At 47.5% G+C, this 19,454-nt stretch carries 21 protein-coding genes; 15 read left to right on the top strand and 6 right to left on the bottom strand.

The annotated features are described in order from the left end of the window. Positions 1–76: 76 nt before the first annotated feature. The 4 genes from AKL11_RS00700 (at position 77) to AKL11_RS00685 (ending at position 4,398) form a co-directional block, all read left to right on the top strand. The gene (locus tag AKL11_RS00700; RefSeq protein ID WP_095210059.1) at positions 77–1,237 is read left to right on the top strand and encodes a DUF2066 domain-containing protein; all 1,161 of its coding nucleotides are present in this window, start codon (positions 77–79) and stop codon (positions 1,235–1,237) included. Between the two features lie 3 nt (positions 1,238–1,240). Then, positions 1,241–2,323 (top strand): AI-2E family transporter, encoded by a 1,083-nt coding sequence (locus AKL11_RS00695; protein ID WP_067514589.1) that lies wholly within the window; start codon positions 1,241–1,243, stop codon positions 2,321–2,323. A gap of 202 nt (positions 2,324–2,525) precedes the next feature. After that, entirely contained in the window at positions 2,526–3,242 is a 717-nt protein-coding gene (gene hda / locus AKL11_RS00690; protein WP_095210058.1) for a DnaA regulatory inactivator Hda, read from the top strand. Between the two features lie 31 nt (positions 3,243–3,273). Further along, positions 3,274–4,398: a hypothetical protein gene (locus tag AKL11_RS00685; RefSeq protein ID WP_067514587.1), complete on the top strand. Its 1,125-nt coding sequence runs from the start codon at positions 3,274–3,276 to the stop codon at positions 4,396–4,398. Positions 4,399–4,729: 331 nt separating this feature from the next. Here the strand turns inward: AKL11_RS00685 and AKL11_RS00680 are convergent, their stop codons facing one another. The 3 genes from AKL11_RS00680 to arsC form a co-directional block, all read right to left on the bottom strand. After that, the gene (locus tag AKL11_RS00680; RefSeq protein WP_067514585.1) at positions 4,730–5,380 is read right to left on the bottom strand and encodes a DUF938 domain-containing protein; all 651 of its coding nucleotides are present in this window, start codon (positions 5,378–5,380) and stop codon (positions 4,730–4,732) included. Between the two features lie 161 nt (positions 5,381–5,541). Continuing rightward, positions 5,542–5,907, bottom strand: a complete 366-nt coding sequence (locus AKL11_RS00675) for a DUF2069 domain-containing protein (RefSeq protein WP_067514583.1) — start codon at positions 5,905–5,907, stop codon at positions 5,542–5,544. A gap of 14 nt (positions 5,908–5,921) precedes the next feature. Further along, positions 5,922–6,269, bottom strand: a complete 348-nt coding sequence (gene arsC / locus AKL11_RS00670) for an arsenate reductase (glutaredoxin) (protein WP_067514579.1) — start codon at positions 6,267–6,269, stop codon at positions 5,922–5,924. Between the two features lie 127 nt (positions 6,270–6,396). Here arsC and AKL11_RS00665 point away from each other — a divergent pair, with 127 nt between their 5' ends. Genes AKL11_RS00665 through AKL11_RS00655 form a run of 3 tightly spaced genes read left to right on the top strand, consistent with a single transcriptional unit; the run spans position 6,397 to position 8,437 of the window. Next, positions 6,397–7,638, top strand: a complete 1,242-nt coding sequence (locus tag AKL11_RS00665) for a YihY family inner membrane protein (protein WP_067514577.1) — start codon at positions 6,397–6,399, stop codon at positions 7,636–7,638. Between the two features lie 54 nt (positions 7,639–7,692). Continuing rightward, the gene (locus tag AKL11_RS00660; protein WP_067514576.1) at positions 7,693–8,169 is read left to right on the top strand and encodes a TlpA family protein disulfide reductase; all 477 of its coding nucleotides are present in this window, start codon (positions 7,693–7,695) and stop codon (positions 8,167–8,169) included. Then, positions 8,162–8,437 carry an acylphosphatase gene (locus tag AKL11_RS00655; RefSeq protein ID WP_067514575.1) on the top strand — a complete coding sequence of 92 codons (276 nt, stop codon included), beginning with the start codon at positions 8,162–8,164 and terminating at the stop codon, positions 8,435–8,437. Before AKL11_RS00660 ends, AKL11_RS00655 begins: the two co-directional genes overlap by 8 nt. 68 nt (positions 8,438–8,505) lie before the next feature. Here AKL11_RS00655 and AKL11_RS00650 read toward each other — a convergent pair whose 3' ends face one another. Both AKL11_RS00650 and AKL11_RS00645 read right to left on the bottom strand, forming a co-directional pair. Then, positions 8,506–9,117: a lytic transglycosylase domain-containing protein gene (locus tag AKL11_RS00650; RefSeq protein ID WP_253705154.1), complete on the bottom strand. Its 612-nt coding sequence runs from the start codon at positions 9,115–9,117 to the stop codon at positions 8,506–8,508. Further along, on the bottom strand, positions 9,077–10,795 hold the full coding sequence (locus tag AKL11_RS00645) for a proline--tRNA ligase (protein ID WP_067514574.1): 1,719 nt from the start codon (positions 10,793–10,795) through the stop codon (positions 9,077–9,079). Before AKL11_RS00645 ends, AKL11_RS00650 begins: the two co-directional genes overlap by 41 nt. A 136-nt stretch (positions 10,796–10,931) precedes the next feature. Between AKL11_RS00645 and AKL11_RS00640 the strand changes: the two genes are divergently transcribed. Then, entirely contained in the window at positions 10,932–11,381 is a 450-nt protein-coding gene (locus AKL11_RS00640; RefSeq protein WP_253705153.1) for an HIT domain-containing protein, read from the top strand. 54 nt (positions 11,382–11,435) lie between these two features. Beyond that, positions 11,436–11,642 carry a SlyX family protein gene (locus AKL11_RS00635; RefSeq protein ID WP_067514572.1) on the top strand — a complete coding sequence of 69 codons (207 nt, stop codon included), beginning with the start codon at positions 11,436–11,438 and terminating at the stop codon, positions 11,640–11,642. 168 nt (positions 11,643–11,810) lie between these two features. On the opposite strand, the gene AKL11_RS26390 is transcribed toward AKL11_RS00635, so the two are convergent. Continuing rightward, positions 11,811–12,431, bottom strand: a complete 621-nt coding sequence (locus tag AKL11_RS26390) for a cold-shock protein (RefSeq protein WP_067514570.1) — start codon at positions 12,429–12,431, stop codon at positions 11,811–11,813. Positions 12,432–13,002: 571 nt separating this feature from the next. Here AKL11_RS26390 and AKL11_RS00625 point away from each other — a divergent pair. The 6 genes from AKL11_RS00625 (at position 13,003) to AKL11_RS00600 (ending at position 19,397) form a co-directional block, all read left to right on the top strand. After that, positions 13,003–13,344, top strand: coding sequence for an HU family DNA-binding protein (locus AKL11_RS00625; RefSeq protein ID WP_067514568.1), 342 nt, complete (start codon positions 13,003–13,005; stop codon positions 13,342–13,344). Between the two features lie 184 nt (positions 13,345–13,528). Beyond that, complete coding sequence (locus AKL11_RS00620; protein ID WP_067514566.1) at positions 13,529–14,776, top strand: OprD family outer membrane porin; 1,248 nt, start codon at positions 13,529–13,531, stop codon at positions 14,774–14,776. A gap of 144 nt (positions 14,777–14,920) precedes the next feature. Further along, positions 14,921–15,385, top strand: a complete 465-nt coding sequence (locus AKL11_RS00615; RefSeq protein ID WP_067514564.1) for a tetratricopeptide repeat protein — start codon at positions 14,921–14,923, stop codon at positions 15,383–15,385. 30 nt (positions 15,386–15,415) lie between these two features. Next, on the top strand, positions 15,416–16,963 hold the full coding sequence (locus tag AKL11_RS00610; protein WP_067514562.1) for a hypothetical protein: 1,548 nt from the start codon (positions 15,416–15,418) through the stop codon (positions 16,961–16,963). Positions 16,964–17,352: 389 nt separating this feature from the next. Next, entirely contained in the window at positions 17,353–18,927 is a 1,575-nt protein-coding gene (locus AKL11_RS00605) for a coiled-coil domain-containing protein (protein WP_067514558.1), read from the top strand. 197 nt (positions 18,928–19,124) lie between these two features. Further along, positions 19,125–19,397, top strand: a complete 273-nt coding sequence (locus AKL11_RS00600) for an FmdB family zinc ribbon protein (RefSeq protein WP_067514555.1) — start codon at positions 19,125–19,127, stop codon at positions 19,395–19,397. Positions 19,398–19,454 lie beyond the last annotated feature (57 nt).

Genomic DNA, 19,454 nt, shown 5'->3' with positions numbered 1-19,454 from the left:
TTGCTGTGTAAATCTGCTCTTTTTGTTGTAAATTGTGGCAGAATTACATTTTGCTTTTTTGAACAGGATTTTTTCGATGCCGGCGGCTGTGCAATGCCAAGCTACCCAGACTGGAACGACCAGTGTCACGATCCAACATGTCTTCCTCTTTATGGCAAATGCTTTAAGGGGTCGTTACCTGCTGCCTATGCTTTTGGCGCTGAGCGTGATGGCGTTGTCGAGCGTTACTCAGGCTGCTGTGGTTAAAGGTCTGTATCGTCATGAAGTGCCTATCGCCGGTCAGGATGGCACACAGCGGGCTGAAGCTATGAGTCAGGCGCTGTCGGATGTGCTGGTGAAAGTTGCCGGGCAGCGGGGTGTGCTTACCAATATCTATATTCGAAATGCATTGTCTAAGCCGGAAACCTATATCCGGGAGTTTGGTTTTCGTACCGATGACACTTCAACAAACCGGCAGAAATATTTTCAGGCGACCTTTGATGAGCTGGCAGTGAATCAGCTGCTGGAACAGGCAGGTGTGCCGATTTGGGGCAAAAATCGCCCATCAACGTTGATGTGGTTGGCCATTGAAGATCGTGGTCTACGTACTTTGGTAAGCTCCGCTGATGAGTTGCCAAGAGTGTTTGGTCAGGCCTTTTCCCAGCGAGGGCTGCCATCGCTGTTTCCATTGATGGACTTTGAGGATGAGGCTGCTATTTCTGCGGTGGATGTGTGGGGCGGCTTCAGTGGAAAGATTCTGGAAGCGTCCAAGCGGTATGGCTCGCAATCTATTTTGTCCGGTCGTCTTGCGGAAGATAATGGCCGTTATTACGGTCGTTTAAACCTAACGTTCCGTGGTAATACCCAATCTGCAGCGATTCAGGGGCTGAACAGTCAGGGGGTAGCACAGACTGCATCGGATTTGGTTGGTTCTGTTTTATCGCAACATTATGCCGTCAATACGTCCGATGCCAGCAGTAAGGTGAACCTGACGGTGGAAAACGTCAGCACGCTGGATGATTATGCAACACTGGTTAAGTATCTTGAGCGAGTCAATGCGGTTCGTGCTGTGGATGTGGAAAATGTTCGTGGTTCAGTCATTAGTCTGGAGTTGACCATCGATGGCTCCGAAAGCCAGCTGGCGGATGCCCTTGCTCTTGGTCGGAATCTCGAGCCAGTGTCGTTGGTCAGTCAGGATGTTAATGATCCACTGAGCGAAATAACGGCCATGACCTATCGCTGGACAGGACGACAGTAACTCATGCAGCTAACGGTTCACCAGCGCTATATGATTGCTGCAGTGGTTGTGGCGTCGATTCTTCTTGTGCATTTTCTGGGTGCTGTATTGACGCCATTTGTCGTCAGTATGGTGCTGGCTTATCTGGGCGACCCTCTGGCGGATTGGCTTGAATCTAAAGGGTTGTCTCGCTCATTATCAGTCACCTGCGTTTTCTTCCTGATTTTTAGCATTCTTGCCATGGGGTTGCTGCTGGTGATTCCGGCGCTGGCGCATCAGATTAAAGCTGTCGTTCAATTGCTGCCGGTATGGGCAGTGTGGATCGAAAGCAACCTGGTTCCGCTTATCTCAAAGTATGTCTCTATTGATCCGGCTCTTTTTGATTTCAGTGAAATGTCTAAGCAGCTGGCTAGCCAGTGGAAGAATGCTGGTGGTTTGTTAGCCAATTTGGGTGTGTCTATTTCCCGATCTTCCATGGCTTTACTGGGCTTTCTGGCGAATTTGACCCTGGTTCCGGTGGTGACATTTTATCTGCTTCGAGACTGGGACAAGATGATGGGCGACCTGAAAATGATGTTGCCCAGAAATGTGGAGCCAGTGGTTGTCACTCTGATGAAAGAGTGTGATGAAGTTCTGGGCGCCTTCCTGAAAGGCCAGCTGATGGTAATGATGGCTCTGGGTGGCATTTACAGCCTGGGCTTGATGATGATTGGCCTTGAATTTTCTATCCTGATTGGCATGTTGGCCGGGCTTGCCAGCATCATTCCTTATATGGGGTTTGTGATTGGTTTCGCCGCAGCCATTGTGGTTGCCCTGTTCCAGTTTGACACTTATACCGGTATCGCCATGGTGACGGCGGTGTTTTTGGTCGGTCAGGTTTTGGAGAGTTGGGTGCTGACGCCAATGCTGGTGGGTGAGCGCATTGGTTTGCACCCCGTTGCTGTGATTTTTGCCCTGATGGCCGGTGGCCAGTTGTTTGGCTTTGTAGGCATGCTGATTGCTCTGCCCATGGGCGCGATTATTATGGTACTCTTGCGACACTTGCATAGAAACTATAAGTCCAGTGACCTTTATCATGCGGGGCTGAATAAAGATCGGGACGGGTAAAAATGGAGGTAGTCGGGAATTCTCTGTAGAAAAATCCCTTTATCTTCAAGTTGTTTGACTGGTGTCAATGTCGGTTGATAAATGAACGGTTTTATTTATCTCCGCTATTTTGTAACTTTGCAGTATCTGTCGTGATGATCCAAACGAAGGATCAGGAAACGAGCGGCAGAATAAGAGCGCTCACGTTACGTTTACGGATTTGATGTCCATTATGAGTTTGCCTGTGCAGCTTCCGCTTGGTGTCCAGCTTAGAGATGATGCCACGTTTGCCAACTTTTTCAGCGGTCAGAACGACACGCTGGTAAACCTGTTGAATATGGACAGGGCGGCAGCGGGCATTGAATCTGAGCAGTTTATCTTTGTCTACGGAAATTCCGGTGTTGGCTGCAGCCATCTGCTGCAGGCCGCCTGTCATCAGGTGGATAGCCGTGGTGGCAGAAGTATTTATCTGCCCATGAAAGAGTTGATCCATTATTCACCCAAAATGCTGGAAGGTATTGAACACCTGCAGCTGGTGTGTCTGGATGACATTGGTGAAGTGGCTGGTGTGGATGAATGGGAAGAAGCACTGTTTGATTTGTTTAATCGCCTTCGTGATTCGCAAACCCGTTTTCTTGTGGCGGCAGGCAATCCACCCAAATCCCTGGGTATTCAGCTTCAGGATCTGGTTTCCCGCTTAAGCTGGGGGCTGGTGTTTCAGGTTCACCCACTGAATGATCACGATAAACTCTCTGCGTTGAAATTACGGGCACGGTTCCGTGGTTTTGACCTCAGTGATGATGTTGCCCGGTTTATTATCCATCGTGGCTCCAGAGATATGGGGCAACTGTTTGGTATGTTGCAGAAACTGGACAGTGCTTCGCTGCGAGCCAAGCGTAAGTTGACCATACCTTTCGTCAAAGAAGTGATGGGCTGGTAGCTTTTCCACTGTTATCGGGAGCAACAGACACATGTCTTTTATTGGCCGTCGTTGGTTGCGCCCTGTTCTTGTATCTCTTTTTGCCGTTCTTGGCTTATTTTTTGGCTTTCTCTATTTCACTAATGAGTCTGAACATAGCAGCCCTGACTCTGCGCTTGAGATACCAGTAAACTCTAAAGTGGATGAACAGGTTGATGCTGGTCAACAGGTAGAAGATGACACAACTGATTTACCTGAAGAAGAGCCTGATGACTCAGAGAAGCCATCTTTAGAAGACACTCCCACTGAAAAAACAGTTGATCCTGATAAAAAAGATCAGAAAGAACCGGTCATTGATATCAACCAGCTGCTTGCCAATCCTGGGTTAAGTCTTCTGGATGGGAGTGTGTTTGGAGTTGAATATGACGCTACGAATGGTCAAGGAAATTTACGAGTATCTCGCTGGGCTGATGCTCAGAAAAATCATTATTTTAAACGACTAACCGCTGATAAGTCCGGCGCAAGTATTATTAACTTTAGTGGGGATCGTCGTCATCTTTCTGAAAATGAACTGGCTGAATTACTGGTTCGCCGGATTCAATGGATTTCAGATCATCCCTTTGAATACCTGTCTCAGGTTATTCAGATGCCGATTGCACCAGCGCTTAGCCACATTATTGGGCAGGCAGAGCTTCAGGCGTCTGATGGCTCCAGTATGCGGGCTTTGAAAAAAATGATGTCAGCTCGCCCTGATTTACGAATTGAAATAAAGGTAGGCATTTCAGAAAAAGAAGACAGTAGAGCATTATCCCGGCAGGCGTTGGATTCTGCTTTGCTGGAGTTGTATTCAGTGATTAGTCCCTCCAGTGAAGTGACAGATGTGGAATCAATACCCCTGGATGTGAAGTCTGCCTTACTGGAGCAAATGTATTTAGCAACCCAACAAAAGAAAATCCCGGAAGTGGGGACGACATCATCCAATGAACGATTTCAGATAGCCGAGCAGTGGTTGCTGGAAAATTGGCCCGGCAATCAGCAACTGCTGAAACAGCTGCAACAAGGTAGGCTCAATTATCTGAAAGCACAGGTAGAAAAGGCGGGGCTGGATGTCGGTCGAATTAAGTGGCGCCTTTCAGGGGTAGAAAATAATCCTGTGTCAGTGCTTACTATTTATTAATCGCCTGAATTTTTGGGTTATATCTAGATCTGTTTTGCTCGTTCCCGCGCTCCGAGGCTGTCGCAAAAGTCCAAACATCTCGTTCCCATGCTCCGATGTTGTCGCAAAGCCCTCTACCTCAGGTTTCCATGCTTTGCGTGGGAGTCGGAAGCCCTGATGTTTGGGGTATGCATTCCCACGCTGAAGCATGGGAACGAGTCGGTTGAGAGTATTTCGGTACCCTCGCTCCACATAGGAATGAATATCTCATGATTTTAAAGAGATAGAACTGTGGGTACCATGCAGATCCCAGAGGGTCTAAAAGCACGGGAGACAGAAGGATGAATTGATTTTAATCTCGCTGTTCTTCGCGCTTTTGAAGGATAAGTATACGGTTGTTTGCTGGCATTTCGATGTCCTTCAACAGGCTCAGCCCTGCTTTGTTTGCGGCAAGCACAATCTGTTCAAAGTCTTTAATGCCGGATTCCGCATCTCGCTGTCGTAACCATTCATCCAGTTCTCGATTACCATCACTGGTGAATTTGCCATCGTAATTATAGGGGCCATAAAAAAACACCAGCCCATTGTCTTTTAAGACACGACTTATGCCTTTCAGCATAGAGTGAACTTTTGACCAACCGACAAAATGCACGACGTTGGCGCAGAACACAGCATCCACTTCAGCCACAGGCCATTGAGTTTGAGTGATATCAAGCACTATTGGTGGTAAAAAATTCTCAGAGCCAGACTGTTCCCGCCATGCATTAATGCCTGGCAATAATTCAGCGACATCCGATGGTTGCCATGTGATGTTACTTAGTGATGAAGTGAAATAAGCAGCGTGCTGGCCGGTGCCACTGCCGATTTCCAGCACGAAAGAGTGTTGTGGAAGTTCTGCGTGCAGCATCTCGGCGATAGGCTTTTGATTACGCAGGCATGACTCCGCAATGGGCAACTCGGAATCTGATTGTTTCACTGATGCTTGGGAGTCGGTGCCTGTCATAAACTGCTCGCTGTTATTGCTTTGCTAAGAGCCTGGTCCGAAATTACTTCCGTATTTCGACAACAAACCCCGTTCGGGCTGAGCTTGTCGAAGTCCGTTGGCACTGCCCTTCGACTTCGCTCAGGGTGAACGGGAGTAGGTAGGTTATTAAAGGCCGATTCCTAAGCATTAGCCATTTCACGATTAGCCTGAGCCTGCCAACGAATAAACATTATGGAGGTGATAAAGAGAGAAACACTAAAGCCGGTAATAAACCATCCGTGCGGTTGCTCTGGTCGTAGCCATGCATCCAGCACACCACTGGTGAAATAGAAGCATAGGATAAAGCAGAGCCAGGAGGCTGCCCGTATTCCTCTTTTAAGTAATCCGTAAAGTGGTAAAAATAGTGGCAGCAACTGCAGCAGAGAAATAATCCATACATGGTTATCCGGAGGTGTAAACCACCAGGTTTCTGCCAGCAGTGAAAGTACCAGCCCGGCGTAAAGTGCCAGACTGATGTGGTAAATTCGGTTCGCCTTTTCTTGCATTGTTATTTGTCCGGTTAAAGGATATCGAGGACTGATTCGGGTGGTCGTCCTATTTTGGCTTTTGAACCGTTAACGACGATGGGGCGCTCAATCAGTTTCGGGAATTGGCACATAAAATCGATCAGTTGCTCATCGGAGAGTGATGTGTCTTTCAGGTTGTTGTCCTTGAAGTCTGGCTCACCTTTGCGCAGCAGTTCTCGGGCACTGATTTCCAGTTGGCCTAGCAATTCTTTGATGTTGTCGGCGTTAGGTGGCGTTTCCAGGTAAAGGATGATTTCTGGGGTAATACCTTGTTCTTCGAGCAATGCCAGAGTCTGTCGGGACTTTGAGCAGCGAGGATTGTGATAGATTTGAACGCCCATGGTTCTCTCTTTTATTGGAATAGCCGATGATGGCAGAGCCTACCAACCACCGGGGATTCTCTGCAAACTTTTTATTTTGAGTCGGTAATTCGGTACACTTTTCTCTCTGGCGGACAGGGAGTGCACTATGGCACCGGCGGTTAATATCTGGTCAACATTTCAGAGCTTTGTTGCTGAGCTCGGTAGGCGGTTCATCGAACACCGATGTCTTGAAAATGCGGCGGCTCTGACTTACACGACACTTTTTGCTGTTGTCCCGCTGATGACGGTGACCTACAGCATACTCTCTGCGGTGCCCGATCTTCAGGATGTAGGGGATACCGTTCAGAATTTCATCTTTGAAAGTTTTGTGCCTTCTACTGGGGAAGTGGTTCAATCCTATCTTAATGAATTTTCACAGCAGGCTCGTAAGCTGACCGGTGTTGGTGTGATGTTCCTGTTGGTCACGTCGTTTTTGATGCTGCGAACCATCGATAAAGCATTAAATAATATTTGGCAGGTGTCTCATGTTCGTCGAGGCATTTCTGGTTTCTTGCTCTATTGGGCCATCCTCAGCCTGGGGCCGTTATTCCTGTCAGCGGGGCTTTTGGCAACGTCTTATCTGGCTTCGATCAAACTGGTGTCCGATACCACGGCCATTATTGGCGGTGAGCAGTGGATGCTGCGATTGATACCGATTTTCCTCAGCACACTTGTGCTGACATTGTTGTATACCGCAGTCCCCAATCGCAAAGTGCCGGTGCTGCATGCCTTGGCCGGCGCTTTCTTTGTGGCGATTATGGTGGAGCTGGCGAAGATGGGCTTTACCCTCTTTATTACACTGTCGCCTACTTATCATTTGATTTATGGGGCTTTTGCCGCCGTACCGCTGTTTCTACTCTGGGTATATTTGAGTTGGTTGATGGTCTTGTTGGGGGCTGTGCTGGTTCGCTCACTGGATCTGTATGGACGACAGGGGCGTATTGATCACCCGCATCCATTGATCTCAATACTGTTAATTCTTAAACAGTTACAGGTGAAGTTTACCTCGGGTGATGGTTTGAATTTCTCGGATGTTCAGAAGCGGGATCTTCCGGTTTCTCTCGATGACTGGGAATCCCATACGGCTCGGTTGATGTCTATGGGCTTGATCAATAAAAATGAAAGTGGAGAGTGGATTTTGACCCGGGATCTTCGGCAGGTGAGTCTCTTTGATTTTTGCAAAGAGCTACCGTGGCCAATGCCGCTGGATGAAGAGCTGGAGAATATTCTTTTCTCTGACGAGCCCAACTGGCTTTCCGAACTGATTCATCGGGTTCGAACCGTAAACCATACCCGGGTAGAGGCGTTTGATTGTTCTTTGGATGAACTGCTGTCAAAGCAGTCTTGATAAGGGGCTTTTCGTCGCTAATACTGAACAGGTTTATTTGGGTTAGAGGCAGTTATGAGAATAAAAAAAGTCATAGAGTTCAGTTTCCTTGCTGTCGTTCTGAGTTTCTTGGTGGGTTGCTCTCAATCTCTGGATTTTACCGATACGCAGGGTAAGGCCGTGGATTTGCGCAGTGATGATAACCAATGGCTGGTGCTGAATTTCTGGGCCGAGTGGTGTGGCCCATGTCGGGATGAAGTGCCGGAACTGAATGCGTTATCTGACGATGGCAAGGTCAGAGTGGTGGGTGTGGATTATGACGACAGTCAGGGGGAGCAACTGATCAGTAAGGCGGAAGCCCTTGGTATTCGTTTTCCTGTGTTGCAGGAGTCGCCTCTGATTGCCTTGAAAACATCTCCTCCCCAGGTATTACCGGCAACGTATATTCTTTCTCCGGAAGGAAAAATTGTTGAAAAACTGATAGGTCCTCAAACCCGTGAAGTGCTGGAGGCTACCATCCAGCAATTGAGCAAGGCTGGTGCTAATGGCTGATATATGCAGACGTGCTTTTGTGGAGGGGCGGGTTCAGGGCGTTTGGTTTCGTGGTTCCGCTCAGGAGCAGGCCAGGCGATTAGGCGTTGGTGGTTGGGCTCGAAATCTGCCGGATGGTCGGGTTGAAGTATTGATGTGTGGGCCTGAATCTGCGGTGTCACAGCTGGAGAAATGGCTCCATAAAGGGTCGCCATTTTCCAAGGTTAAAAATGTTACGGTGACTGATGAGGCGGATTATCAAACTTTTGATGGGTTTACGACGGGTTAACAACTCACCTTTCTCTTAGAGGCTGTTCATGATCGTTTGCAGCTCGCAGAAAGATTGTGAGCAGCTTCTTACCATTGAGTCGTTAACCAGTGTCGTTCAAGGTTTGTGTACACTCTTTCTGGATACCACGTCTTGCCAAGACTACCATTGTATCGAGCCAGTGCTCTGGTTAGGTTGCCTTTTTCCTTTTCCAGATAATGATCCAGAATCGCCACTCCATAACGGATGTTGGTTTTCGGATTCATCAAATTATCATGCTTGCTGCCAAGAATGACTTTCCAGAATGGCATCACCTGCATCAAGCCTTGGGCGCCCGCTGAAGAAAGGGCAAAGTGGTCAAAGGCAGATTCTGTATGAATCAATGCCAGCACCAGTTCCGGTGGTAAATCCACGCGGGATGATTCTCTATAAACCAACTCTAACACTTCCCGTCGCAAATCCGGCTCCTTGATATATCGGGAAAGTCGGTTGGACATATCTACCATCCAAATCTGCGCTTCATAGTCTTTCAGCAGTGCTTCAGAACTGTCCGCAGAGGGTGGAGGCAGTGTTGGTTGGCTGGCTACATTTGTGGTAATAATAGCGGCAAGCAGCCCCAGAACGCCCGCGAGCGTTCTGGAAGATGCGTTAAGCCACTTGTTAGCCGTTAATGCGGTCTTTAAGTAGTTGAATGATATCACTGATCTGAATGTCTTCTTTGTCGGTAGCGGTACGGTGCTTGTATTCCACCAGACCATCGGCCAGTCCACGGTCACTCAGGACCACGCGATGAGGAATACCAATCAGTTCCATATCGGCAAACTTCACGCCGGGGCTAGCTTTTCTGTCATCCATCAGCACTTCGAAGCCGGCTTCAGTCAGTTCTTTATACAGCGTTTCTGCTGCTTCACGAACCACTTCGGATTTTTCAATCTTCAATGGCACCAGGGCAATCTGGAAGGGTGCAATCGCTTCTGGCCAGATAATGCCGCGAGTGTCATTGTTCTGTTCGATCGAGGCGGCAACGGTTCTGGATACACCAATGCCATAACAACCCATCGCCAGCGGAATGGCCTTGCCATTTTCGCTAAGCACAGTGGCGTTCATGGATTCGCTGTACTTGGTACCCAGCTGGAAGATGTGACCGACTTCGATGCCGCGCTTGATCACCAGCTTACCCTTACCGCAAGGGCTTCGGTCGCCTTCCTGCACGTTGCGCAGATCTTCAATACGGCTGAAAGTACAGTCACGATCCCAGTTGATACCGAAGTAGTGTTTGTCTTCAATGTTTGCACCGGCACCAAAGTCAGCCATTTTGGCAACGGTACGATCGACCACAACAGGAATCGGACAGTTAACCGGACCAAGTGAACCTGGGCCAGCGTTCATTAGAGGTTTGATCTGTTCTTCTGTAGCAAAGGTCAGAGGCGAAGCAACGTCGGGCAGGTTTTCTGCTTTGATTTCGTTCAGTTCGTGATCACCGCGAATCAGCAGGGCGACAAAATCGTATTCCGCTTCTTCGGTGGCTGCGACGATTAACGTTTTCACCGTTTTTTCAACGGGCAGGTTGAACTGCTCGACCAGTTGATCAATGGTTTTGGCATTTGGCGTATCGACCAGAGTCATCTCATCAGATGGCGCAGGGCGATCTCCTTCCGGTGCCAGTGCTTCGGCTTTTTCAATGTTGGCTGCGTAATCACTTTGATCACTGAAGACGATGGCATCTTCACCGGATTCCGCCAGAACATGGAATTCCTGTGAACCGCTGCCACCAATGGCACCACTGTCTGCCTGAACCGGGCGGTAATCCATGCCCAGACGATCAAATATACGACAATAGGTATTGTGCATATTTTGGTATTCCGCCTGCAGGCATTCTTCTGAAGCGTGGAAGGAGTAACCGTCTTTCATCAGGAACTCACGGCAGCGCATTAAGCCAAAACGTGGGCGGCGCTCATCGCGGAATTTGGTTTGGATCTGGTACAAATGAATAGGCAGCTGTTTGTAGCTGTTCAGATCGTTGCGAGCAATGTCGGTCACGACTTCTTCGTGGGTTGGGCCGATAACAAAATCACGGGAATGGCGATCTTTGAAGCGCAGCAGCTCAGGGCCGAACTGGTTTCCACGACCGGTTTCCTGCCACAGCTCGGCAGGTTGAACGGCTGGCATCAGGGTTTCCAGTGCGCCGGCGCGGTTCATCTCTTCACGAACGATGTTTTCCACTTTGCGTAATACGCGCAGACCTAACGGCAGCCAGGTGTAGAGACCAGACGCCAGTTTACGGATCATGCCCGCACGCAGTAGCAGCTGGTGACTGATCACCACCGCATCGGCAGGTGTTTCCTTGAGGGTAGGAATCAGGTACTGACTGGTTTTCATAGGTTGTGTTACCGGGCTATACAAAAATAAATAAACTGCTATTTTAAGCCCAAGTGATTGTTATACCAACTGCTGATTTGTTCAGGCTCTATTCTGTGCCTGTTTTTGCCTTAATAAATTGTACAAGGAGTAGGTTTTGAAGGACTTCGCGCTGGGCGCATTTGATTTGAATAACCAGCTGGCAAATGACTGTATTGTGCTGGGTGACTTTCCGGTTTGTCGGCTGTTGTTAATGAATGACAGTCAATATCCATGGTTTATTCTTGTTCCGCGCGTTGCTGGCGCTGAAGAACTTTATCAGCTGGATGAAGAGATTCAGCAACAAGTGTTACGTGAGTCCTCGTTCTTTGCGGAAGTGCTTTCTGTATTGTTCGGCGCGGAGAAAATGAACGTGGCGGCCATAGGCAATATGGTCAGACAGCTCCATATTCATCATGTGGTACGGTACAGCCACGATATAGCCTGGCCTGCGCCGGTATGGGGAAAATTCCCGGCTATTCCCTACTCAGAAGAGCAACGATCAGAAGTGCTGGCTAAGATAACTGAAGCGTTAAGTGGTGATTTTCCATTTCAAATGGCGGTGTGATTCATAGCAATATGGTTCAAGGTTGAATCTCTCATAAAATGCAGGAGAAGACATATGCAGGATGAATTGATGGACCTTCAAACACAACTGAGCTTTCAAGAAGATACGATTGCTCAGCTCAATGAAGTGGTTACACGACAACAGAAAGATATAACCCGGTTGACCGAAGCATTTTCACAGTTGAAAAAACAGTTTGAAGTGATGGCTGCCGAGCAGCAGGAAGGTGGTAATCATGAGGAGGCGCCACCTCCCCATTACTAAGATCGACTCTGAATAACTTTGCTGCTCACAGAGACGCTTTCCGTTGTCCGTTATCCGTAAAAGCGCAAGCAACAAGGCTTTTACGGATAACGGTTCTCTAAATTATTTTGTAACAGTTCCTTAGCTAGGCCATATGATTTCCGTTGTGCCTGATTCAGGTGAAATCAATCAATGCACAGCGGTAACGTCTTCTGCCTGAAGTCCTTTGTCTTTTTCCACAACAATAAACTCTACTCTCTGACCCTCGCTCAAAGTGCGATGCCCTTCGCCGCGAATGGCGCGATAATGAACAAATACGTCATCACCCAAATCCCGGGTAATAAAGCCGAAGCCCTTAGTCACGTTAAACCATTTGACCGAACCGCCTTCGCGGTCTGAATCTTCTTCTTCGGTGAATGTGAATGTTGCTGGTTTTGAAGAAACCACTGTGTCCAGCGTGGCAGAGAGTTGCAGTAGTGTTGCAAAGCTCAATAGTACCAGTGTGGCACCAAAGAGCGTGCTGGAGGCTTGGCCGCTTGCCGCAGCACCGTAAAACAAAATGACAGCGGTTATTGCACCAGCAGCAAACAATAACGCACCGAGAACTTGCAGACCTCGGCGGGCACCATTCCGTGCTGATACGGTGGTAGCCATCAGGTTAAGAAGTGATGCGGTCAGCAGCGCAATCGCTACAGAGTTGCTGACAGTGACCGGAGTTGATGAAAAAGTGACAATGCCGGTGAGGCTGGCAATCAGCAGGCACGCAGTGCCCAGGCCGATCAGTAAATTTATACGCTTTAACTGTTTCAAAGCATGTTCCTTCTGGTTTTTATCCGTATAAGGTGAAGATAACTAAGCCTTTTCTAAAAGCCCTGAACTAATGAAGGGCGCACTTGATATCATGACGTTTTTTTATAAAACAGAAGCGACGCTCATAGAAAATGCTTCTGCGCTATGAAGATAACAGCTCCTCATGGCAAACGATAATTTACCTTTATGCTCTAATTTTCTCAAATTAAGTGTGAATTATTGATTGAAAAGTACTCGACATCGAAAAATGCCCTAATTATAGTGGTATTGAATACTTGTATTGTTCAATAAAGCAAGAATCGTCCTGATGGTTGTTTTGTCAGACGGTAGTTGTATGTTTTATGGGCATAGCTCTCAGGGAAAGCTGTAAGGGATGGCAGTAAAGAGAGTGAAGGGTATTCTATCCGTCTGATGCAGTGGCAGATAAAGCAGTAGTGTAACGCCGTTAGCTGGCATGCCTTTGCTGGAGTGATGATACGTCGTTCTGGTGGGTTAAGCATAAAGCATTGGCGAGCATTCAATGCCTTATCGTAATGGACATTTAAAGGGAATTTCATCAGGAGAGTCTGATATGGCCGCTAAAAAAGCCCCCGCTATTAAAGATAAATACACCAAAACCCAGATGCTTTCAGAAATCTCTGAAAACACCGGGTTAAGTCGCCGGCAAGTCAACGATGTGATGGATGAGCTGGGTGATCTGGTTGAACGGCACATCAAAAAACGTGGCTGTGGTGAGTTTACCTTGCCAGGGTTGCTGAAAATTATTACGAAAAAGAAACCGGCGCAAAAAGCCAAAAAAGGTGTGCCCAATCCATTCAGGCCAGGTGAGTTGATGGATGTGGCTGCCAAGCCGGCATCTATTCAGGTGAAAGTAAGACCGCTGAAGAAGTTGAAAGAGTTTGCGACTTCGTAGGCGAAATTGCGTATTGACAAAGGGGCTAAAAAGCCCCTTTTTTTGTGGTTGCATTTTGTCCGGTGATGGTAAAGAATGGTTTCACGTTGCGTTAAGTAGTATATCGCCAAGGGGAACCGCTTATGTCGGTTGGTGATAGTCGCAATAATAAATAGAACACACACTACAGGGAGCAATTCCGATTATGAAAACCCTCGCCAAAAGCGTACTGGGTGTAGCTGTTGCTGCAGCCGTGGCTTCTACCTCTGTTCAGGCTGCTGAAGAAATTGTAACGATTGATCCTAGTCTGACGTTTACTTATAAGAACTACTACTGGGATTACGACAACAAGAATAAGAGCGGCAATGAAGGTAAAACTAGTGAGTGGGCGCATGCACTGGTTGCTGATTTCGATACTGGTTATGTAAATGATCTGGTAGGAGCCGTTGTTACAGCTGGATATGTAGGCGCTCTTGATAACGATAACTCTTTCTCTAACGTCCCAAAAGCTAGTAATGGCAAAGATGGAAATGATTTCTCTGGTTTCCAGCAGGCTTACCTGAAAGCTCGTACCACCTTAAGTGGTGTTGATTTTGCTGGTTCTGTCGGTGTTAAGAAACGTGGTACTGAAACTTACAGCGATTCAGGTTCTCGTCTCGTAGCCGCAAGCTCTATGGGATACGATCTTTCAGCAGGCTTTGGTGGTGCGAATTTCTATTTCACTGAAATTACCGGTGTAAGCGGTCGTGATGACTCAGCTCTCAGCAATAAAACGACAACTGGTGAAGACCTTCAAATCATTGGCGCTAATTACAGTTATGAAGGTCTTGGCCTTGCCGCTGAGTATGGAGAAGTTGATAAAGGAAAAGAGCAAACCTTCCTGAAAGCTGGTTACGGATTTGACTTGGACGACATGAGTTCAGTTGATTTAGATATTCGTTACGGTAAATTGGAAGTTGATGGCACTAAGACTGAATCCAAGTACCATAACCTGAATGCAACCTATAACTATGGCAATGGCTATGTAGGTGTAGGTTACAACAAAACCAAAGACGGCAACTACGACGCTGATTATGGTATTGGTGGTAACAATGGTAGCTTCAACTCTAGTCTTGCTCTGTGGGCAGACTACGCAAATGAAGATGAGAAAGCTTATGTAGTTAATGGCGGCTATAACTTTGCTGATCAGGGCCTTGAGGGGCTGAGTGTTGATGTGTGGTATGGCAAGGGTAAAGATGCTAAGGGTGTCGACGGCTTCGAACGTCGTGAATACGGCAGTTATGTATCCTACGCTTTTGACGGATCATTTGAAGGTCTGTCTGTTGCATGGTTGTATACGAACTATCGTGAAGAAGGTATTGCACCTAAAACTGGTGGTGGTACTGAGAATCTCGACAAAAACGATATTGACGTAAACCGTTTCTACCTGACCTACTCTGTAGCAGCATTCTAAACCCGCTGTCACAGCTATATAAAAGAGGGCCTTGTGCCCTCTTTTTTTATGCCCATAAGACCAATGATCCCGTTCAATCCTGTCAGACTGGTTATACTTCAGTAACTATCAGGGATTTTGTGCAGGGATGAGGCTCTCAGGGGCATGGATAACCAACCGACTACCGCGTCTAACGTACTGGGCTGGATGGCTCAGGGCGGCACTTTTCAGAAACTCCGCAACATCAGTCAAAGCCAGCTGGATGAAGCCTATAAGGTGGCGTTCACCCAGTTTAATGCTGGCCAATATAAAGACGCAGTGACAATTTTTCGTCACCTTTGTTTGATGAACCACACTTGCCATCGTTACTTTCTTGGGTTGGGAATGTCTCTGTTTGAACTTGGGCGATTTGATCTGGCGATAGCGTCACTTTCCTACGCCGAAAAAATCGAGCCAAAAGACCCAAGGGCTTCTCTGGTGATGGGTAAAAGTTTTAAGGCCATGAATCAGAAAACGCTGGCTTTGAAATCGCTGTCCGAAGCGATCTTCAGAGCGCAGAAAGGTGTTCGGTGGAAAAGCGAATTACACATTGCCCAGCGCCTGTTTGCGGCGTTGAAAAATAAAAGATAAAGGAATATTGGATTCAGGGAGGAGGTTTCTATGACAAGCCCAATAAGCGGCAGTGGCAGTACGCCATCCACAGAGCCAGTTTCATCAACAACCGTTGCTGAGAGCAGTGATGCGGAAAGCCCTGTCAGTAGTGGTTATGGTTCCGATGATTCAGTGTCATACACCGAAGGTGATGGAGCGGCTTCTGAAAGTAGTGAGGTTTCTCTTGATTCTCCGACGGCTTCTGATGAAGTTGCTGAAGATACATTACAACAAGCTATTGGTCGGCGGCTGGTAGCGACCACAAGATTGCTTTCATTCTACAGTAACCACATAGAGTCAGGTGGCTTTGATGTTCAGTCAGATACTGCCTCGATTCTTTTGGTGTTGCGTGGGTTTGTGAGCGATTTGAAGACGATTAACAACGCTCAGAACATCGCTACCGTTGCTAATGAGCGACAAGCTCTACAAGAGCTGCGGCTGGAGGCTGCTCCCCTGAAAGTCGAAATTGTCAGGATTGAGGGTGAAATTGGCGCAAAGGAAGAGGAACTGGCTGATACGCTCACTGAACTTGCCACTAATGCATCGGTTTCGGTTTTGGGTGTGTTGATGTCTTCATTGTCTACGGCAGAAGCAGGTGATACCGCAGATCCTGAGTTGGTCATTGCACTAACTTCTGCTTTTTCAGGGCAGCCAGAAATCATTGCTGCTATTAATCACATTCATAAATCTGCTGTTTCTGGTGAGGCACCGGATCCGGACCAAGTGTCCCTGGTGGGCAATGAAATTGCGCGTTTGCAGGGCGTCGTTAATACGCTTCAAGCAGAGGTAGCTACTTTAACCTCTGAAATAGCAAGCCTGAAAGCAACCAATGAGAATAATAAAATTCTGCTGGCGATAATAATCGCAATATTGGCGGTAACTGAACAAGAAGAAGTACTGACCCGTGCTTATATGTTTGACCCGGCCATAACAGATGAGAAGGGGCAGCGAGAGGTAGGAGAAAAAAGAGTTGACGCACTTCAAGAGGATTTAAAGAGACTCTTGAAACTTTTTGAAGACGAAGATTCTTCAAGAGCTTTGCAGGATTCTTTATTACTCACTTCCGTTAAGCAGGACGCTATTGAAAGTGACCAACGTCAATATGCAAATATTGATCCACAAGGTATTGCGGTTCAACTTCGAGAAGTATTATTGCCGGAGATATTCGGAGACTTGGCGGAAGTGTTTGACCTACAGAATGCAGACACTTTGAATTTTATTAACAATCAAGATACACCTTCGCCACAGGATATTCAGAGTGTTTCAGAAGCCCTGGCGGTGGTGCTGTTATCAGGTATTGAAAATCATCACGGTAATAACGCCCTGACTGATGATAACTCCGGCTCTTTCGCTTTATCGCTACTCAGAGAAAAGATGATTGACGAACTGGGTGAGTTGGCCGCAAAGCTGGATCAGCAACCCGTTTTGGATGGAGTATCAAGAGATCAGATTTCCCGGGTTCTGGATGCTGAGCGTAAAGTGGATGAATTGGTTCTGAACGCCAGAAAAGATCAGACGCTTTCTCAGGCGGCGATACGAAGAGCTAACAGAGCTTGATCGTCAAGCGCTGTTAAATTCTCGATTACAAAATACGGTTACAAAAATATTCCCCGATGTGCAGAGAGTATTGCAAAACCTCAAACACCTCGTTCCCATGCTCTGAGATTGTCGCGAAAGGGTGAGAAGGGCTAAATATTCTAATATCGTCGTTCCCGCGTAGGCGGGAACCTACCACGAACAGTGGATCTCCGCCTGCGCGGAGATGACGACTAAGTGTTTTATCCTTATCAATATACCTTTTGCGACACCCTCGCTCTGCGTGGGAATGCATATCACTTGATTTTCAAAGGGGTAGACATGTGGGTTCCCACGCAAAGCATGGGAACCAGGGCTTTTGCGATACGATCGTGCAGTTATGCACCAGTTAGTGATCATGGAGGATTACTATGGCGGATTCAATCAATAAAGCAGGCACTACTTCAGATGCTCCTTCGATGGGTGCTGTTTCGGGCAGTGAGCAGTCACCCAAAGGTGAAATCAGTTCCGGGTACAGCCCCGAGTCAACAGTCTCCCGTGCGAAATCACACGAGAAAGGCATAAGTGTCTCAACAAAAATGGACTCTGTGACGCTTGATGAACCATCAATGGACGACAGTGGTGATGTAAATACCGAGCTGCCTTTTCAGAAAAAACTCAAAATGATTACCGGTCAGTTATCCAGTTATAACGACTATCTCAGAACCGGCAACTTCGATTTTCAAGCGGATTCAACCACATTACTGATTGTGTTGAGAGGCATGATTAGCGACCTGAAAATTGTCAATAATGCGCAGAGGATTGCCACTGCGGCAGAGGAGCGGCGGCAGTATCAGGAAATGAAACTTGAGGTTGCCGTGCTGGTTACTGAAATCGCACAAATTGGAGAGCAGTTGGTTGCGTTAAGGCTGGAGCTCGCGGATATAATCAGAGAGTTGGCCAGTACGCAAGCAGTGCATGGGCAGTTAATGCTTGCGCTCACCGCAGCTCAGGGTGGTGTTGCTGAAAACCACAACGATATTATTTTAGCGGTGCAGCAGGCTTATAAACATCACCCGGAAGTTATCTCTGTATTAAAAGACATTAATACCGCTGTAAAAAATGGTAACCCAGTTAATCCAGAACACTTGCTTTTGATTAATGAAGAGTTGAGTGAACTGGGTGCAGAAATGAGCGAGATTCAGGAAGAAATAAAAAAACTGAAAGCGTCAATTGAAGCAGCGGAAAAAGCGCGGGCGGAAAAGCTGACAGAGTTGACGGTAAAAGAAGTGCTGTTCACTCTCTATTTATATGAAGATATTATTCATCGGGCGCTGTCGGTGGAGCCGGGACGAGTATTTTTCAAAGAAAACATTGAGTCCGGTGAAGAGCGCTTGCATGAGCTTAAGCTCGAGCTGCAACGTTTGCGCCAGTACTTTGAAAGTGAAGAAATGGAGCAGGTTTTGCAGGATGAGCTGGCGAGGATACAACAGTTGGATTTTACTAATGTGGGTTCGGGTCAGACCGAGAAAGTAGCCAGCCAGGCCGCAGGTGAACAGCGCAGAAAAGAGCTGATACAGCAAATATTTGGTGGTTTGCTGAAGCAATACGCACCTGGGCAAATCCGAGAGGCAAACGATTTCAGAGTGAATGATTCAACGCCTGATTATGCGGTAGAAGATATTTATCAGGCACTGTCGGTCATTCTTCTGGCTCGGGACTTTAACGGTGATCATGTTGGTCATTCAACTGGGCAGACTTATCTTGGTGATAACTTGAGCCTCGAAGGTGCGGATAGTCCTATCGTCTTTGCTCGCCTCCTGCTAACTGAACAACTCTCAGAGTTTGGTGATGCGTTGATTCAGCAAGCTGGGCTGGAACAAGCCTCCAAGGAGCAGGTTAATAGCTTTCTGGATTCAGAAATGCAGATGCAGGAACTGATGACGGTTATTCAGAAAGGGAAGGAGGATGCCCAGGCAACGATCAAAAAAGGTGGTTGGGCTTGATGCCATTCTTTTAAACCGTTTGATTCTACCAATAAGCCGCGTTAGCACTAACGGGGCTTTTTAATTTCCCCTTTTTTATTGACAACGGCTGACTCTCTCTGCCTTTGGGGTATAATGGCGGTTTTGCGAAAATCCGCACCTGCCCGGTGTGGAGGATTCATTGTAAGAAAGTTGAGAGTAAAGGTAGACCAGCGTCGATGCCGATCTATGAATACCAGTGCGAGCAGTGCTCTGAAGTCACTGAAGCCATTCAAAAATTCAGTGATGCCCCGTTATGCGATTGCCCGGCCTGTGGCGAACCGGCACTGAAGAAGTTGTTGAGTGCCCCGGCGTTTCGTCTGGGTGGCAGCGGTTGGTACGAAACCGATTTTAAAGGTGGAAGCAAGAAGAACCTGGCTTCCAGTGATAACCACTGCCCGTCGAAAGACACTAAAAGCGGCTGTGGCGGTTGTGCGGCAACCAGCGATTGATTTGTATTCCGCACGATTGTGTCGGATGTGAAGTTTTTGAGTTCCTGATAAGAGGTA

It is taken from the genome of Endozoicomonas ascidiicola (genome assembly GCF_001646945.1).
Taxonomy (GTDB): Bacteria; Pseudomonadota; Gammaproteobacteria; order Pseudomonadales; family Endozoicomonadaceae; genus Endozoicomonas; species Endozoicomonas ascidiicola.
The sequence above is the reverse complement of the archived record's forward strand: the minus strand, read 5'-3'. Positions and strand labels throughout refer to the sequence as shown.

Coding starts and splice junctions, on each gene's coding strand:
- AKL11_RS00700 (WP_095210059.1), top strand. CDS start 77: ATGCCGGCGGCTGTGCAATGCCAAGCTACCCAGACTGGAACGACCAGT.
- AKL11_RS00695 (WP_067514589.1), top strand. CDS start 1,241: ATGCAGCTAACGGTTCACCAGCGCTATATGATTGCTGCAGTGGTTGTG.
- hda (WP_095210058.1), top strand. CDS start 2,526: ATGTCCATTATGAGTTTGCCTGTGCAGCTTCCGCTTGGTGTCCAGCTT.
- AKL11_RS00685 (WP_067514587.1), top strand. CDS start 3,274: ATGTCTTTTATTGGCCGTCGTTGGTTGCGCCCTGTTCTTGTATCTCTT.
- AKL11_RS00680 (WP_067514585.1), bottom strand. CDS start 5,380: ATGACAGGCACCGACTCCCAAGCATCAGTGAAACAATCAGATTCCGAG.
- AKL11_RS00675 (WP_067514583.1), bottom strand. CDS start 5,907: ATGCAAGAAAAGGCGAACCGAATTTACCACATCAGTCTGGCACTTTAC.
- arsC (WP_067514579.1), bottom strand. CDS start 6,269: ATGGGCGTTCAAATCTATCACAATCCTCGCTGCTCAAAGTCCCGACAG.
- AKL11_RS00665 (WP_067514577.1), top strand. CDS start 6,397: ATGGCACCGGCGGTTAATATCTGGTCAACATTTCAGAGCTTTGTTGCT.
- AKL11_RS00660 (WP_067514576.1), top strand. CDS start 7,693: ATGAGAATAAAAAAAGTCATAGAGTTCAGTTTCCTTGCTGTCGTTCTG.
- AKL11_RS00655 (WP_067514575.1), top strand. CDS start 8,162: ATGGCTGATATATGCAGACGTGCTTTTGTGGAGGGGCGGGTTCAGGGC.
- AKL11_RS00645 (WP_067514574.1), bottom strand. CDS start 10,795: ATGAAAACCAGTCAGTACCTGATTCCTACCCTCAAGGAAACACCTGCC.
- AKL11_RS00635 (WP_067514572.1), top strand. CDS start 11,436: ATGCAGGATGAATTGATGGACCTTCAAACACAACTGAGCTTTCAAGAA.
- AKL11_RS00625 (WP_067514568.1), top strand. CDS start 13,003: ATGGCCGCTAAAAAAGCCCCCGCTATTAAAGATAAATACACCAAAACC.
- AKL11_RS00620 (WP_067514566.1), top strand. CDS start 13,529: ATGAAAACCCTCGCCAAAAGCGTACTGGGTGTAGCTGTTGCTGCAGCC.
- AKL11_RS00615 (WP_067514564.1), top strand. CDS start 14,921: ATGGATAACCAACCGACTACCGCGTCTAACGTACTGGGCTGGATGGCT.
- AKL11_RS00610 (WP_067514562.1), top strand. CDS start 15,416: ATGACAAGCCCAATAAGCGGCAGTGGCAGTACGCCATCCACAGAGCCA.
- AKL11_RS00605 (WP_067514558.1), top strand. CDS start 17,353: ATGGCGGATTCAATCAATAAAGCAGGCACTACTTCAGATGCTCCTTCG.
- AKL11_RS00600 (WP_067514555.1), top strand. CDS start 19,125: ATGCCGATCTATGAATACCAGTGCGAGCAGTGCTCTGAAGTCACTGAA.